The 17,040-nt window shown below is 40.6% G+C and carries 15 protein-coding genes; all 15 read left to right on the top strand.

Annotation, left to right across the window (positions count from 1 at the left end):
• The first annotated feature begins 171 nt into the window (after nucleotides 1-171).
• The 15 genes from holA (at nucleotide 172) to B9T19_RS09360 (ending at nucleotide 16,499) form a co-directional block, all read left to right on the top strand.
• Nucleotides 172-1,209: a DNA polymerase III subunit delta gene (holA, locus tag B9T19_RS09430; RefSeq protein WP_094568387.1), complete on the top strand. Its 1,038-nt coding sequence runs from the start codon at nucleotides 172-174 to the stop codon at nucleotides 1,207-1,209.
• 135 nt (nucleotides 1,210-1,344) lie between these two features.
• Nucleotides 1,345-1,923 carry an SMC-Scp complex subunit ScpB gene (scpB, locus tag B9T19_RS09425; protein WP_094568386.1) on the top strand — a complete coding sequence of 193 codons (579 nt, stop codon included), beginning with the start codon at nucleotides 1,345-1,347 and terminating at the stop codon, nucleotides 1,921-1,923.
• Between the two features lie 73 nt (nucleotides 1,924-1,996).
• Entirely contained in the window at nucleotides 1,997-3,286 is a 1,290-nt protein-coding gene (locus tag B9T19_RS09420) for a lipoprotein-releasing ABC transporter permease subunit (RefSeq protein ID WP_094568385.1), read from the top strand.
• On the top strand, nucleotides 3,279-3,983 hold the full coding sequence (gene lolD / locus B9T19_RS09415) for a lipoprotein-releasing ABC transporter ATP-binding protein LolD (RefSeq protein ID WP_094568384.1): 705 nt from the start codon (nucleotides 3,279-3,281) through the stop codon (nucleotides 3,981-3,983). The genes B9T19_RS09420 and lolD overlap by 8 nt, the downstream gene beginning before the upstream one ends.
• Before the next feature lie 220 nt (nucleotides 3,984-4,203).
• On the top strand, nucleotides 4,204-4,875 hold the full coding sequence (locus tag B9T19_RS09410) for a DedA family protein (protein WP_198959081.1): 672 nt from the start codon (nucleotides 4,204-4,206) through the stop codon (nucleotides 4,873-4,875).
• 228 nt (nucleotides 4,876-5,103) lie between these two features.
• A complete protein-coding gene (gene rho / locus B9T19_RS09405; RefSeq protein ID WP_094568382.1) occupies nucleotides 5,104-6,360 on the top strand; it encodes a transcription termination factor Rho in 1,257 nt (418 codons plus the stop codon).
• Between the two features lie 204 nt (nucleotides 6,361-6,564).
• Nucleotides 6,565-6,807, top strand: coding sequence for a type B 50S ribosomal protein L31 (locus tag B9T19_RS09400; RefSeq protein WP_094568381.1), 243 nt, complete (start codon nucleotides 6,565-6,567; stop codon nucleotides 6,805-6,807).
• Nucleotides 6,808-6,969: 162 nt separating this feature from the next.
• A complete protein-coding gene (locus tag B9T19_RS09395; protein ID WP_094568380.1) occupies nucleotides 6,970-8,001 on the top strand; it encodes a quinone-dependent dihydroorotate dehydrogenase in 1,032 nt (343 codons plus the stop codon).
• 157 nt (nucleotides 8,002-8,158) lie between these two features.
• Nucleotides 8,159-9,436, top strand: coding sequence for a citrate synthase (locus B9T19_RS09390; protein WP_094568379.1), 1,278 nt, complete (start codon nucleotides 8,159-8,161; stop codon nucleotides 9,434-9,436).
• A gap of 123 nt (nucleotides 9,437-9,559) precedes the next feature.
• Nucleotides 9,560-10,846, top strand: coding sequence for a phosphopyruvate hydratase (gene eno, locus B9T19_RS09385; RefSeq protein WP_094568378.1), 1,287 nt, complete (start codon nucleotides 9,560-9,562; stop codon nucleotides 10,844-10,846).
• Nucleotides 10,847-11,120: 274 nt separating this feature from the next.
• Nucleotides 11,121-11,558, top strand: a complete 438-nt coding sequence (locus B9T19_RS09380; protein ID WP_094568377.1) for an SUF system Fe-S cluster assembly regulator — start codon at nucleotides 11,121-11,123, stop codon at nucleotides 11,556-11,558.
• 33 nt (nucleotides 11,559-11,591) lie between these two features.
• Entirely contained in the window at nucleotides 11,592-13,049 is a 1,458-nt protein-coding gene (sufB, locus tag B9T19_RS09375; RefSeq protein WP_094568376.1) for a Fe-S cluster assembly protein SufB, read from the top strand.
• An 82-nt stretch (nucleotides 13,050-13,131) separates the two neighbouring features.
• Entirely contained in the window at nucleotides 13,132-13,902 is a 771-nt protein-coding gene (gene sufC, locus B9T19_RS09370; RefSeq protein ID WP_094568375.1) for a Fe-S cluster assembly ATPase SufC, read from the top strand.
• Between the two features lie 10 nt (nucleotides 13,903-13,912).
• Complete coding sequence (locus B9T19_RS09365) at nucleotides 13,913-14,995, top strand: SufD family Fe-S cluster assembly protein (protein WP_094568374.1); 1,083 nt, start codon at nucleotides 13,913-13,915, stop codon at nucleotides 14,993-14,995.
• 286 nt (nucleotides 14,996-15,281) lie between these two features.
• The gene (locus B9T19_RS09360) at nucleotides 15,282-16,499 is read left to right on the top strand and encodes an aminotransferase class V-fold PLP-dependent enzyme (RefSeq protein WP_094568373.1); all 1,218 of its coding nucleotides are present in this window, start codon (nucleotides 15,282-15,284) and stop codon (nucleotides 16,497-16,499) included.
• The last annotated feature ends 541 nt before the right edge of the window (nucleotides 16,500-17,040 follow it).

Genomic DNA, 17,040 nt, shown 5'->3' with positions numbered 1-17,040 from the left:
CAAAACATTGTTGCATGCAACATATTAGTTGTAAAGATTGTTCAATTTCTTCTTTAAAGATTCTGCTCCTTTGTGAGATTAAAAGAGAATTTGATGAAGATGTTAGACCCTTATTTAGCACTATGTGTATACTGATGCTTCTCTCTGATTAGTCAAAATATTGAAGGAATTATGCGATTAAATTCATATGAGGTCATACCGACGATTAAAAAGGGGATGGGGCGGATTGCAGCTCTTTTAATCTCTGGGGATGAACCCTATCTCTCTTTGAGTCTTGCAGATCAGGTTCGTGCACTCTATCGGGAAAATGGATTCAATGAGCGAACCCTTCTAGAGGTGGATAATCGTTTTGATTGGGGATCTTTTACCAGCGCGACGCAATCCCTCTCTCTCTTTTCAGAGAAGCAGATCATTGAATTAAGATTTACTTCGACACCCGATCGTAAAGCGCAAACAATGTTAGAAAACTATTTAGCGGCGCCACAAGAGGATCTTTTTCTCTTAATCTCTATTCCTCTTCTTAAAAGTGCCCAACAGAAAGCTAAATGGGTTAATGCGATCGATAAGGTGGGCATCGTTTCGATTCTCTATCCACCGAGATTACATGAGTTTCCCGGCTGGATCTTTAATGAAGCGAAACGACGAAATCTCCATTTAGAGAAAGATGCGGTCGATCTTTTAGCACAAAATAATGAGGGCAATCTCTTCTCGGTCATTCAGGAGCTCGATTATCTGGCGCTCTACTATGGTGATCGAAAGATAGACGCTGAGAATCTTCGCTCTGCTTTAACACAGAGCTCTAAGTTTATTGCATTTGATCTAAGTGATGCCATTTTATTGGGCGATGTTGATCGTATCAATCGTATTATTACCATTTTTGAAGAGGAGGGGGAGCCGGCAACATTGGTGAACTTTCTGCTACAAAAAGAGATCGCAACATTAGGAGAGATGCTCTTCTCATTAGAGCAAGGGGAGAGTATGCGGCAGGTATTATCGAAAGTTTGGCGTAATAAACAACCCCTTTATCAACAGGCATTATCTCGGCTCAATCTTCGTAGATGGCGAAATATTATGAAGATGGTTGTGCAGATCGATCAGGCAATTAAAGGGCAGATTAAGGAGAATCCTTGGAATGCGATTCGCCGGGTTGCTTTTGCTTTATCAGGAAAACGTCTTCTCTCTTTAAGTGCTGTAGCAACAGTGCGATAATAACTCGATAAAAAATCTCGATAGAGAATCATTGAGGTAGATTGTTGCGATAGATTATTGCGTTGTTTACTCAATAGATAAGCTCAATAGATAAGCTTTAATGGATATTAGGTAGAAAGAAGATTAATAGAAATCATGAATGATTATGAACAAGAATTAAAAGCGCTATTAGAAGCGATCTTAATGGCTTCAGAGGTTCCACTCTCGCTAAAAGAGATCTTAACGATCTTAGATGATGAAAATTATAGTGAAAGCGATATTATTCGGGCGCTTTTTGCGTTAGAGGCGACATATCGAGAAGCAGCTGGCGGTATTGAGTTAGTGGAGGTGGCGTCAGGTTGGCGTTTTCAAGTTCCCTCTCGCTTTGCAAAATGGGTTGGTAAGCTCTTTGAAGCTAAACAGCAACGATATAGTAGCGCTTTCTTTGAGACCTTAGCTATTATTCTCTATCAACAACCGGTCACACGAGGAGATATTGAAGCTGTTCGAGGCGTCTCTGTTAGTAGTAATATTATTCGAAGTCTAGAGGAGCGGGAGTGGATTAAGGTGGTGGGGAGAAAAGAGGTGCCGGGGCGACCGATGCTCTATGGGACAACTGATCAATTGCTCGATGATCTTAATTTAAAATCATTACGTGATCTGCCTTCCCTTCCAGAGTTAGAAGAACTCTTTAAAGAGGCGACTCATGTTGATGAGGAGTCTCTGATTGTTTAATTGTATCCTTTTGCATCAATTCCTCTATACTAAATTTTCTGAATCACTTTGAGATTAATAAAGATCAACCATTATGTTTAGACCTTTACCCCTATTTATGGGATTACGTTATACCGCAGCAAAGCGTAAAAATAACTTCATCTCATTTATCTCTTTTGTCTCAATTGGCGGCATTGCACTGGGTGTGATGACAATGATTGTAGTCCTCTCCGTTATGAATGGCTTTCAAAAAGAGGTCGCTGAGCGGAGCATTGCAATGGCTTTTCACAATCAGATCTTAAGTGATCAGAAGGGGTATATCGAGGAGTGGGAACCCTTAATGACGCTCTCAGAAAAAGAGCAAAATGTAGTAGGGAGTGCTCCCTTTATTGAGGGGCAGGGGTTAGTCAATGCTTCTGGCGTTATGTTGCCGGTCCAAGTTTATGGTGTTGATCCTCGTTATGAAGCGCGAGTTTCGGCAATTGCCCATACCATTACAACCAAAGATCCCATCATGGGGCACTATATCGAGGGGAGTTTTGATCTACTCGATGATACGCCGTTTGGTGTCCTGATCAGCCGGGATATGGCAAGCCGTTTAGGTCTATCGATAGGAGATTATCTCTCCTTGGTGACCTCCGATATCAATGTGACCGTAGCCGGCGTCTCACCTCGAATGAAGCGCTTAAAAGTGGTGGGATTCTTCCGTGCCGGTATTTATGAATATGATATTAGTAATATCTTCGTTAACTTAAAAGATGCGGCAACGCTCTACCGTCTCCCGAAGGAGACGGTCACGGGAATTCGTCTACAATTAGAAGACCCGATGAAGGCGCGAGAAACCGCTTACTATCTTCAAGTCAAACCTGAAATTGAGGGGCAGTACTCTGTCTATACTTGGGTGAATCAATTTTCAGCACTCTTTAAGATGATTGAGATCGAGAAGATCTCCATGTTTCTTATTATGAGCTTGATTGTTGCCGTTGCTGTTTTTAATGTGGTATCGATGTTGGTAATGGTGGTGACGGAGAAGCGATCAGAGATTGCGATCTTACGGACCTTGGGGATGCCACCGCGACATATTATGGCGGTATTTATGGTTCAAGGAACTTTTATCGGTTTCTTTGGGGCCTTAATCGGGATTATTTTGGGGTTATTGATCGCCTTTAATGTTGCCGATATTGTACGCTGGATTGAAAAGATGGTTGGAAAGACACTCTTTGAGCCAAGTATCTATCCTATATCGGAGATCCCTTCAATTGTACTCTTCTCTGATGTTGCGACAATTGCCGGCATAGCCTTTCTATTAGCAAGTGTTGCGACACTCTATCCTGCGTGGAAGGCATCGAGAACACAACCTGCGGAGGCATTACGTTATGAGTAAAGATGGATCGATCGTTTTAGATGTGAGAGATATCTCGAAAAAGTTTATCGATCAAAAGAGTGAGATTGTTATCTTTCAAAATCTGACTTTTGAGATAAAGAAGGGGGATCGTATTGCTATTGTGGGTGCATCAGGTGCCGGTAAGAGTACCTTGATGCATATTATCTCGGGATTAGATCAACCCACAAGTGGAGATATCTATCTCAATGGCGAGCACTTTAATCGTTTATCGGAAGCCAAACGAGGATATCTTCGTAATCAATATCTCGGTTTTATCTATCAATTTCACCATCTTCTTCCTGAATTTACGGCACTTGATAATGTGGCGTTGCCACTCGTGATTGGTGGAGCAAGTATTGCTAAAGCACGTCATGAAGCGGAGCAACTCTTAAATAGAGTCGGTTTAGCGCATCGATTAACGCACCATCCGGGAAAACTATCGGGCGGTGAGCGGCAACGTGTTGCTATTGCTCGTGCTTTGGTAACAAAGCCCTCAGCGGTCTTAGCAGATGAACCTACAGGGAATCTCGATGAGGAGAATGCTCATGCGATCTTCGATCTCATGTGTGAGATTAATGCCGAGATTGGTACGGCATTAATTGTAGTCACTCATGATTATTCTTTAGCACGTAAGATGGATCAATGTTGGCGTCTTAATGAGATGCAGTTACATCCTGTCGATCGGACTGCTCTATAGTGATTTCATAGCGGTGATTTAAGAGACTATAAAAGTAGTGATAGTGAAATAACGAAATAACGAAACAGCGAAGTAGTCAAATAGCAAGATAGTAGTAATAGATAGAATGTCATAAATCGAGTGCCAACGTTGGCAATTAACTTAAAGATGTTTTGAGATATTTTTGAATTGTTGTGTTAAAGCAAAGTGGCCGTAGAAGAGAGAAGGGTAGAGTAGCGTGATGGATTGGTTAATGCAGGTGGTCGATATATTTCTCCATGTAGATGATTATCTAGAGGTGATTATCTCTCAGTATGGATATTGGATCTATGGGATTTTAATATTGATCGTTTTTTGTGAAACAGGGCTCGTCGTAACTCCCTTTTTACCGGGAGATTCTCTTCTCTTTGCGGCAGGTGCTTTAGCTGCGGCGGGATTGATGAATATCTGGATTCTCTTTGGAACATTACTTGTCGCTGCCATTGTTGGTGATGCTGTTAATTATCAGATAGGGCAACATTTAGGTGTTAAACCCTTTAGAAGAGATGCTAAAATTTTTAAGCTGAAATATTTAGAAAAGACAGAAGAGTTTTACCAACGGCATGGCGGGAAAACGATTATTTTAGCGCGCTTTATCCCGATCGTGAGAACCTTTGCTCCTTTCGTTGCAGGTGCTAGTCGGATGTGTTATCGTCGTTTTGGTACTTATAATATTTTGGGTGCCCTTCTTTGGACAGGGAGTATGTTAGGCGCAGGTTACTTTTTTGGCCAAACTCAAATAGTCCAAGAGAACTTCTCTCTGATTGTCCTTGGAATTGTCTTTATCTCGGCATTACCTATAGGGATCGAAGTTTTAAAGGCCTTAATCACAAAATATCGAAATAAAGTTGCACGGGACGGAGATAAAGCATAAACTTTCGCTAATAATAAATCTTCTATCCATTTCTCTCTATTAGTAGCCCAACTTATCGTTGAGGCCTTTAAGGAAATGTGAGGGCGCGTCCCCTATATTACTCATAATTACTCATAAGATAATTCACAAGATAAACTCTTCTTATCCATTCTAAATATTTATTTTAAATAGAATTTTATTCTAAACAGCATTTAGAATCCTCTCTTATACTTTTTATAAAATCAATCTATGAATCTAACAGAACTAAAACAAAAAACGGCCCAAGAGCTAGTAGATATTGCCGAAGAAATGAATATCCAAGGACTAATGCGGGCTAAAAAGCATGAGCTCATCTTTGCCATTTTACAAGAACAAGCAGAAAAAGGTGGTGAGGTTATTGGTGATGGGGTGCTTGAAGTCCTTAATGATGGATACGGTTTTTTAAGAGGGGTAGATAGCTCCTTCTTAGCAGGTCCTGATGATGTCTATATTAGCCCTTCTCAAATAAGACGTTTCAATCTTCGAACAGGAGATACCGTTTCAGGTGTTATTCGCGCACCTAAAGATAATGAGAAATATTTTGCACTCGTTAAAGTAAATGAGATCAACTATGAGCCGGTTAGTAAGAATCGCCGTAAGATCGCTTTTGAAAACTTAACTCCTATTCATCCTAATGAGCCACTAAAAATGGAATTGGGAAATGGTTCGAGCGAAGATATTACCGCCCGTTTAATCGATATTGTAGCGCCGATTGGTAAAGGACAAAGAAGTATGATCGTTGCGCCCCCGAAAGCGGGTAAGACGATTATGATGCAAAATATTGCGCAATCGATCGCGATCAATCATCCGGAAGCTTATCTTATGGTATTGCTTATTGATGAGCGACCAGAAGAGGTGACAGAGATGCAACGCCTTGTTAAAGGTGATGTGGTGGCTTCAACTTTTGATGAGCCAGCGCTTCGCCATGTACAGGTTGCTGAAATGGTGATTGAGAAAGCTCGTCGATTAGTAGAACATGGTCGAGATGTGGTGATTTTGCTCGATTCGATGACCCGTTTAGCGCGCGCTTATAATACTGTGGTTCCCTCTTCAGGTAAGGTGCTCTCCGGTGGGGTTGATGCTAATGCGCTCCATCGCCCTAAACGTTTCTTTGGTGCGGCGCGGAATATTGAAAATGGGGGGAGTTTGACCATTATTGCAACAGCAATGGTTGATACCGGCTCGAAGATGGATGAGGTAATCTTTGAAGAGTTTAAAGGAACGGGGAACTCAGAGATTCAGTTAGATCGCCGTATTGCTGAAAAACGGATCTTCCCTGCAATCAATGTTAATCGTTCAGGCACTCGTCGTGAAGAACTTTTAATGGGACCTGAAGAGTTACAGAAGATGTGGATTCTCCGCAAATTGATTCACCCAATGGATGAGATTGAAGCTGCTGAATTTATGCTTGAGCGGATGCGCGAGACTAAGACAAATGCAGAGTTTTTCCAAATGATGAAGGGGTAAATAGCCCTAAGAAGCTCTAAAATGGATCGAAAGAGGGGTCTTTGATGCGTAATAGATTTGCATTAGGCTTCTCTTTACAGTAAAATTCCCGTCTTGATTATTTTTTTAATGCGGTAGACATTTAGATTGACGAATCTAACTGTGCATTAAGGAAGTAGGCTCGAGAGAGTCAAGCGATAAACATTAATTAATGGATAAAATATTATGTCAAAAGAAAATACAATCAACTACCGTCCTGTAGTGTTTCAAGATGCATCTAGTGATTTTGCGATCTTAACACGTTCAACAATCGCAACTAAAGATACAATCGTATGGACTGATGGTAACGAATACCCATTAGCGCGTATGGAAGTAACCTCTGCGTCACATCCATTCTTCACAGGTCAACAAAATATTCTTGATGCGGAAGGTCGCGTTGATCGTTTCCGTAAGAAATATGGTCGTTAATATTAGTGAATATAACGCTATGAGGATTTAAAAGAGAGCATCTCATTAAGAGATGCTTTTTTTATGGAAAAATTTTTTCTAAAGTGATGATTAAATGTTTTTGCTAGCTTTGTCTCAAAATAGGAGGATAATAGCGGCAACAGAATTGTAAAGATTGTGCTGATGATAAAAAAAATTATTCAAAAACTACTCTTTAAGCTAGATCCTGAATGTTCCCATCATCTCTCATTTTGGGGGATTAGAGCATTAACGGCACTCCCTTTTGTCAAAAGTCGTCTGATCGATCGTGAGAAAATTTTAGAGGATCCTCGCCTTCAGCGGGAGGTTTTTGGTCTCACTTTTCGTCATCCTGTCGGTTTAGCTGCGGGATTTGATAAGGATGCTAAACTCTATCAAGCGTTAGGAGATCTTGGTTTCTCTTTTGTTGAGATTGGGACAGTAACTCCGAAAGGGCAGCCGGGTAATCCTAAGAAGAGACTCTTTCGTCTCGTAGATGAGTCCGCAATTATTAATCGAATGGGTTTTAATAATGAGGGTGTTGATGCGGCACGACTTCGTTTATTGAAGCGGCAACATCGGTTAATCATCGGGGGCAATATTGGTAAAAATAAAGAGACGCCTAATGAAGAAGCGGTGGAAGATTATTTAACCTGTTTTCATACGCTGTTTGATGTTGTCGATTATTTTGTGGTTAATGTCAGTTCTCCCAATACGCCTAATTTGCGAGCTCTCCAAGAGAAGGGGCCGCTATTGGCGCTATTGCAAGCGTTACAGAATGCAAATCAGAAATATCAAAATCCCAAACCAATTCTACTTAAAATAGCCCCAGATCTCTCTAATGAGCAGTTGCAAGAGATTGTCGAGATTGTCGATGAATCAAATATTGCCGGCATTATTGCGACCAATACCACTATTTCACGAGAAGGCATTCAATCTCCGTTGAAAGCTGAGGCCGGAGGCGTAAGTGGAGCTCCTTTAACAGAACGATCTTTAGCGGTTATCCGTTTTTTAGCAAAGGAGAGTCAGGGACGCTTTCCGATTATCGGCGTAGGTGGAATTATGACGGCCCAAGATGCTCTAGATAAGTTAGATGCCGGAGCATCTTTGGTGCAACTCTATAGTGGTTTTATCTATGAAGGACCACAATTAATTATCGATATCAATCGAGCGTTATTAGCGCGATTAGAAAATTGAATCACCGAGGAACCATTGTGGCTATTTTAAAATAATCGTTTATGTACTAAGATGGTCGAACAATATTATTCATCTCAAGTTTGAGTTTTTATTAAAATAGAGCTGAAGTGATAACTCCATTAATGGGGATAGTTACCGAAAGCTGGAGGAAATTAGTATGAGTACAAAAGATACTGTCACCTTTAGAAATAATAGAACAGGACATGAAGCAGAATTTCCAATTTTGGATTCTGTTTATGGTAATTCTGTTATTGATATTGCGAAGTTAAACAGAGAGATGTCGATGTTTAGCTATGACCCAGGTTATGTCTCTACAGCAAGTTGTGAGAGTGCAATCACCTATCTTGATGGTGAGAAGGGTGAACTACTCTATCGTGGTTATCCTATTGAGCAGTTAGCGGCGAAGAAAGATTATCTTGATGTTGCTTATCTTCTTTGGAATGGTGAGCTTCCAGATGAAGCGCAATCAAAAGAGTTCAAAGAGATCATTATGACGCACTCTTTGATGCATGAGAATATGAAGAGCTTCCTTCAAGGATTCCGTTATGACTCTCATCCTATGGCGATGTTAGTAGGATCAGTTGCTTCAATGGCGGGCTTCTACCATGACAAGATGAATATCTTTGATCCTGAGCATCGTATGATTATTGCGCACCGTTTAATCTCTAAGATGCCAACAATCGCAGCTGCTTGTTACAAGCATGGTCAAGGCCAGCCGATCCGTTACCCACGTAACGATCTCTCTTATGCAGGTAACTTCTTACAGATGATGTTCTCAACACCATGTGCTGATTATGAAGTTGATCCTGTTGCAGAGAAAGCAATTGACGTGCTCTTTACGCTTCATGCTGACCATGAGCAAAACGCGTCAACTTCAACGGTTCGTCTAGCAGGATCTTCAGGTGCAGATCCGTTTACAGCGATCGCATCAGGTATCGCATCATTATGGGGACCTTCACATGGTGGTGCTAACGAAGCTGTACTCGTTATGCTTGAAGAGATCGGTGATGTTAGCAATATCGATAAATTTATTGCAAAAGCGAAAGATAAGAATGATCCATTCCGTTTGATGGGCTTTGGTCACCGTGTCTATAAAAACTTTGACCCACGTGCACGTATCATCAAGGGTATTGCTGATGAAGTATTGGCAAAATATGGTAATGATCCATTGATGGAGATTGCTGTTAAACTTGAAGAGATTGCACTTAAAGATGAGTACTTTGTAGAGCGTAAACTCTATCCAAACGTCGACTTCTACTCAGGTATTATCTACAAAGCATTAGGTATTCCTGTTGAGATGTTCACACCTATGTTCGCAATTGCACGTACAAGTGGTTGGATTAGCCATTGGGCAGAGATGATCGCAGATCCAAATATGAAGATTGGTCGTCCACGTCAACGTTACATCGGTCCTAAGATCCGTGATGTAAAATAGGCAGAAAAAGAAAGGATTATTATCTCAAGTTGAAATTTGAGTAATAACAATAAATAATAGGAAGGTGTAGCTATTTTGTAGTTACGCCTTTTGCTTTTTTATAATATCTATTTGGAGAAATTTATGTCAGCAATCAACTCGATCATTGCACGAGAAATTCTTGATTCACGCGGTAATCCAACCGTATGGGTAAAAGCTACTTTAGAGTCGGGAGTATCAGGTACTGCAGCTGTACCTAGTGGCGCCTCTACAGGGGCAAAAGAGGCGGTTGAACTTCGTGATGGGGATCAAAAGCGTTACGGTGGTAAAGGCGTATTGCGTGCATGTGAGAACGTCAATGGCGTAATAGCAAAAGCACTCAAAGGTGTTGATGCATCAGATCAAAAAAATGTTGATGAGATCTTACTTAAATTAGATGGTACTGAGAATAAATCAAACTTAGGAGCAAATGCTCTATTAGGTGTCTCTTTAGCGGTTGCACACGCAGCGGCAAATGAGAAAGGTTTACCACTTTATCGCTACTTAGCTGAGCGCGAAAGTTATACGTTACCTGTTCCGATGATGAATATTCTTAACGGAGGAGCGCATGCTGACAACTCTGTAGATGTTCAAGAATTTATGATTCTTCCAGTAGGTGTTCCTACATTTGCCGAAGCGATCCGTTGTGGCGCTGAAATCTTCCATGAGTTACGTAAAGTGCTTACAGAGAAGGGGTTAGCAACAGGAGTGGGTGATGAGGGTGGATTTGCTCCAAATCTTGGCTCTAACGAGGAAGCATTAGAAGTGATTATGACGGCGATTAAACGTGCCGGCTATGAAGCAGGGAAAGATGTCTTCTTAGGTCTCGATATTGCGGCTTCTGAGTTTTATAAAGATGGACAATATGTTTTAGAGTCTGAGAATAAATCCTTTACATCAGAAGAATTTGCCGCATTTTTAGAAGATTGGGTAAATCGTTATCCGATTATTACGATCGAAGATGGTATGGATGAAGAAGATTGGGAAGGTTGGGCTGTCTTAACTGAGAAGATTGGTAATCGTGTGCAGATTGTCGGGGATGATCTTTTTGTTACGAATACAAAAATCCTACAAGAAGGGATTAAGCGTGGTATTGCAAACTCAATCTTAATTAAGCCTAATCAGATCGGTACCTTAACAGAGACCATTGATGCGATTAATATGGCAGATGAGGCAGGTTATACCTCTGTTGTATCACATCGTTCAGGCGAGACAGAAGATACAACGATTGCTGATATCGCTGTTGCTACTGTTGCGACACAAATCAAGACAGGCTCACTTTGCCGTTCAGATCGTGTTGCAAAATATAATCGCTTGATCTGTATTGAGGCAGAGCTTGGTGATAAAGCTATTTATGCCGGAAAAAAGGCTTTTAAATCAGTAAAATTTTAATATATTGTTAATCATTGATAAATAATATGAGAAGAGGCCGTTTGGAGTATCTAAACGGCCTCTTCTTTATTTCTTTTCTCTGTTGCATTTTTTAGTACGATGCCCGATCTTCTGATCGATATGATTCTCTATTCTTATATTGTGTGGATGTTGATTGAGAGGTTATTGAGACATTATTGAGGCGCTCAATAACCGCGATTATCAAAACAAATTTGAATTAGGACTAATATGGTACTATATTACTCCTATATTGATTTTTTAGAGAGTCTTAACATTGAGAATTACCCGAGAAACAGATTATGCCTTACTTGTTCTTACTAAGCTTGCGGTAAGAGAAGAGAGAATGAGTGCATCAACGCTAGCGGAGATCTGTGATCTAAATGTCTCTTTGGTGAGTAAAGTTCTGAAGCTTCTTGTTAAAGCGGAGCTCTTAACATCAACAAGAGGTGTTTATGGAGGATATCAATTACAGAAGTCTCCTGAGGAGATTACGTTACTTGATGTCATTGAGGCAATTGAAGGACCCGTTGCGATGAATGCTTGTAATGATCTTGAGAATCCTTGTGATAAAGCGATAGATTGTCAATTAGCACCGCATTGGCGAGTGATCAATCAGCAACTCTATAAGAGTTTTTCTGAGGTGACATTGCTATCTCTTCTCGGCTCACCGAGTGATCTAAAAGCAGAAATGAATGTGATAGATCTCTTATAAACTAATTTTTTAAGATAATAAAATAGAACGATTATGACAGCAGAAATAACAGAAAAAGATAGAATTGAGGCGCTTGCCGGTGAAGAGTATAAGTATGGCTTCACAACTGAAATCGAGCAAGAAACCCTTCCACCGGGATTAGATGAAGATGTCATCCGTAAAATATCCCAAATTAAGAATGAACCTGAGTGGTTGTTAGAGTATCGCTTAACCGCTTATCGTGCATGGTTAGAGATGGAATCTCCCGATTGGGCGCATCTCAATATTGATCCGATCGATTATCAAGCAATCTCTTACTACTCAGCTCCTAAGTCGATGGCAGATGGACCCAAGAGCTTAGATGAAGTTGATCCAGAGCTTCTCTATACTTATGAACGTTTAGGGATTCCTCTCGAAGAGCAGAAAATTTTAGCCGGTGTTGCTGTAGATGCTGTATTTGACTCCGTCTCTGTCGCAACAAGTTATAAAGATCGTCTTTTAGAGCAGGGCATTATCTTCTGCTCCTTTAGTGAAGCGGTTCAGGAGTATCCTGAATTGGTAAAAGAGCATTTAGGAACAGTTGTTCCTCATGATGATAACTACTTTGCCGCACTCAATGCCGCTGTCTTTACCGATGGTTCTTTTGTCTATATTCCAAAAGGTAAGCGTTGCCCTATGGAACTCTCCACCTACTTCCGGATTAATGCATCTAATACAGGGCAATTTGAGCGTACATTAATTGTTGCAGATGAAGGAAGTTATGTCTCTTATCTTGAAGGATGTACTGCTCCACAAAGAGATGAGAATCAACTCCATGCGGCAGTCGTTGAATTAGTGGCAAAAGAGAAAGCGACGATAAAATACTCCACTGTTCAAAATTGGTATCCCGGGGATGAAGAGGGTAAAGGTGGAATCTATAACTTTGTAACAAAGCGCGGTATTTGTGAAGGATTTCAGTCAAAAATTACTTGGACACAGGTTGAAACAGGATCCTCAATCACATGGAAATACCCAAGCTGCATCTTAAAAGGGGATGAGTCTGTTGGAGAGTTCTACTCCGTTGCTCTTGTAAAAGATCGTCAGCAAGCCGATACAGGTACTAAGATGATCCACATTGGTAAAAATACTCGTTCTACGATTATCTCTAAAGGAATCTCCGCAGGCTACTCAGAAAACTCTTATCGCGGACTGGTAAGAATCGGGCCTAATGCAACAGGCTCACATAACTATTCTCAGTGTGATTCTCTCTTGATGGGAGATAAATGTGGAGCCCATACTTTCCCCTATATCGATGTTCGTAACTCGAGCTCAAAAGTGGAGCATGAAGCCTCTACTTCAAAAATTTCTGAAGAGCAGCTCTTCTATTGTCAACAGCGTGGACTCTCTGAAGAGGATGCAATTAACCTTATTGTCAATGGTTACTGTAAAGAGATCTTCGATGAGTTACCGATGGAGTTTGCTGTTGAAGCACAAAAATTGATCGAACTGCGATTAGAGGGCAGTGTCGGTTAAAACGGGACTAAAAAGCATATCGCCATCATGTTGAAGCTGGTGGCAAAATAACGATTACAAAATTAATAACGAGAGTAGAAATATGTTACAAATTATAAATTTACATGTAGAAGTCGATGGTAATGAGATCCTTAAGGGAGTTACCCTCAATATTGAAGCGGGAAAAGTCCATGCAATTATGGGTCCAAACGGCTCAGGAAAGAGTACATTAGCTAATATTATCGTTGGAAAAGAGGGGTATGAGATCACGGAAGGAGATATCCTTTTTGAAGGTAAGAGTATTTTAGAGATGGATCCTGATGAGCGTGCACAGATGGGGATCTTTTTAGGATTCCAATATCCAGCAGAGCTCCCTGGTGTTAATAATCACTACTTCTTAAGAAGTGCATTGAATGCAATTCGTAAATCTCGTGGAGAAGAGCCTGTTGATGCTTTAGAATTCTATGAGTTGCTTCAAGAGAAGATGAAGACTGTAAAAATGGATGCCTCTTTCTTAAAGAGAGCCGTGAATGCTGGTTTCTCGGGTGGAGAGAAGAAGCGTAATGAGATTTTACAGATGTTAGTGCTTGAACCTAAGTTAGCAGTTCTTGATGAGACTGATTCCGGACTCGATATTGATGCACTTCGTGTTATCTCCGAAGGAATTAACTCATTGAGAGATCAAAATCGTGGGTTCTTATTGATTACTCACTATCAACGTCTACTCGATTATGTACAGCCAGACTTTGTTCATGTAATGACGGATGGCAAAATTGTTAAAAGTGGCGGTAAAGAGTTAGCGTTAGAGCTCGAAAAAGAGGGTTACGTAGCATTCCGTGGTGAAGAAGCTGGCGGAACTCGTATTCATAAGTAAGGAGAGATTAATGCTAACAGTATATAAAGAGAATGCTTCAAAAGAGCGTTTTAGAGACACCCCCCTTCGTAAAGTGATCTCTGTGGACTGGAAAGATCCGGTTTCACGTGAAACAGCCGCGCCGATCTCAGAAGTATTACCTGAAAATGGGGTAGTATTGCCGATCTATAATGGTGAGGTCAGTGCCCGTTGGATTAGTGAGTTGACTCTACCTGAAGGTCTTTTGGTTCGTGGAACTGAACAGCTTTTAGAAATTAAAGTGGTAGAGGGTGCGAAAATTGATCGCCCCGTTGTTATCTACCATTTTTCTGATGCAGGAGAGCAATCCACTAAAGTTGATTTTAAAATCAATATTACAGTTGAGGAAGCTGCGGAAGTCTCTTTTCTGTTCGTTGAGTCAGGGGAAGGACATTATCTTAATTTAGGTAAAGTAGAGGCTGATGTTGCCGCGGAAGCAAAAGTAGAGTTTGTTCGTGCAGCGCTTAATGGTGCTAAAGGATCTTCGCTCTTTGATTTCACCTCTGAACAAGCAGAGAGAAGTCATGTTCACTATATGAGTTATCAAGCACAGGGTGAGCTCTCTCGCTCTGATATCCATCTTCATATCAATGGGGAAGAGGGGTTTACCGACCTTAATATATTAAATATTGGAGAAGGTAGAGAACATATCTCACACATTATCGATATGGATCACCGCGTTCCTAATTGTGAAAGTCGTCAGCAGGTGAAAAATATCTTGAAAGATCGTGCAGAATCGATCTTTGATGCACAGATTCATGTTTATCAAGATGCTCAAAAGATCAATGCAGATCAGATGACCCGATCTCTACTTCTCAATGATGGTGCTCGAGCATTAACCATTCCTCGTCTACTCATTTATGCGGATGATGTTCGTTGTACTCATGGAGCGACGGTTGGCTTTATCGATCCTGATCATCTCTTCTATCTCCGCACTAGAGGTATTTCAGAGGCGGAAGCAAAGCGAATTTTGATTCGTGCGTATGCAGTTGAGATCTTAGAGACTATTAATTCAAAATCGATTAGTGAGTGGCTCCATCATCAACTAGATAAAGATATTGCACAGTTGATGTAATATTAGGAAGAGAGATCGCTAAGAGTAGAGGTCATCGCATTAACCAACTCTATCGAAATTGTATTGTTGTGCGTATGACCTTCTCTAGATTGTGACGAGCGGCTATAGCTATCACCGGTATTCTCTTTTTACTGGTATGGGTTATAGCCGTTTTTGTTCTCTTATTCCGGATGCCCTTTTTCACTAACCATCTCTATCCTTTATGTTTGGCCTAAAAAGTCTAAACTTCATATCTAAATTCGAAATATTAAATATCATATATAAATATCATCAGCAGAGGTATCGCATGATCGCATTGCCAGAAATTCGTCAACAGTTCCCTATCTTTAGTGAAACGGTAAAAGGAGCGCCCGTCGCGTTTTTAGATACCGGGGCTTCAGCACAAAAACCTCAAGTGGTCATTGATGCCGAAAGAGAGGTATATGAGAAGTATTACGCAAATATTCATCGAGGAGTCTATTTCTTTAGTGAAAAATCGACTCAAGAGTATGAGTTAGTGCGTGATGTCGTCCGTAAGTTTATTGGAGCAGAAGATTCCCGTGAAGTGATTTTTACGAAAGGGACAACCGAAAGTATTAACTTAGTTGCACAAAGTTACGGGCGAATGGTTTTAGAACCGGGAGATATCGTAATTATTTCAGAGATGGAGCATCATGCGAATATCGTTCCATGGCAGATGATCTGTAACGAGAGAGGAGCGGAACTTAAAGTAATTCCCATTAATGATCAAGGGGAGCTTCTACTTGATCAATATTTAGAGATGTTAAGTGAACGGGTGAAAATTGTTTCAGTCACACAAGTCTCTAATGTATTAGGAACGATCAATGATGTGAAGTATATTATAGAAGCTGCTCATAAAGTGGGAGCTAAAGTCTTAATTGATGGCGCGCAGGGAGCGGTTCATCAACCTCTAAATGTGACAGAACTCGATGTTGATTTTTATGCTTTCTCTGCCCATAAACTCTATGGTCCGACCGGAGTTGGAATTCTCTATGGTAAAAGAGAGCTATTAGAAGCGATGCCTCCTTATCAGACCGGAGGAGATATGATCGATCTCGTGACTTTCGAAAAGACAACATTTGCACCACTACCTAATAAGTTTGAAGCGGGAACTCCCAATATTGCAGGGGTTATCGCTTTTGGTAAGGCTCTTGAGTGGGTGGAAGAGATCGGTTTTGAGACGATTACAGCACATGAAGATGCATTGCTTAATTATACAATGACACAATTGGCGGAGATTTCAGAAGTAAGAGTGATCGGCACGGCAAAAGAGAAGGTAGGTGTGATCTCATTCGTTGTTAAGGGAATTCATCCTCATGATATTGGAACGTTGCTTGATCACGAGGGGGTCGCTATTCGTGTAGGGCACCATTGTGCACAGCCCTTAATGAGAAGGATGGATGTGCCGGCAACAGCAAGAATCTCTTTTGGCATCTATAACAATAGTGAAGATGTTGATCGCTTGATTGCAGGATTGAAAAAGATCATCAAGCTTTTTGGTTAAAGATGAGATCAGTAGCCTGTTAGTTAAGAGTATTAAATTTTTAACAATTTCTCTACTCACTCCAGGCTATCTATTCTTCCTTGTTTATTAGTTAGTTATCTGTATGAAGATATATTTAGATCCCCCTTTTTTCTAACTTTTTTGCCAGCGCTTACATTTTGACCAGAAAAAGAGTTGCAAATAAAAATGAAAGGGGTAAGATACACCACTCATTCAGACGGCGACGTTGAAGATGATTCGGTAGAAGCCCAGTTCTCTAGTAGTTTCTTTGCTTCTCTCTTTAAAGTTTAAGTTCAGTTTTTAGTAGTCTTTAAAATTGAATCGGTGCTTAAAAAGAGGTCAAAAATAAAATTGACACGAGCGAATCACTTCTGTAATATAGTTCGTCTGCTTAGGGCGGTAAGAGATTCAAGTTTGATTCACTTTAACCCTAAAGTTCTTTAACAAATTAATCTTAAGTAAGTTTGTATGGGGGCTTGTATTTGTTTGCGTGAGCAAAAGAATAGAAGTCTAACCAAACAATTCCAGCATCTATTTTTTT

This window comes from Ignatzschineria sp. F8392, from assembly GCF_002252045.1.
Lineage (GTDB): Bacteria > Pseudomonadota > Gammaproteobacteria > Cardiobacteriales > Wohlfahrtiimonadaceae > Ignatzschineria.
The sequence above is the reverse complement of the archived record's forward strand: the minus strand, read 5'-3'. Positions and strand labels throughout refer to the sequence as shown.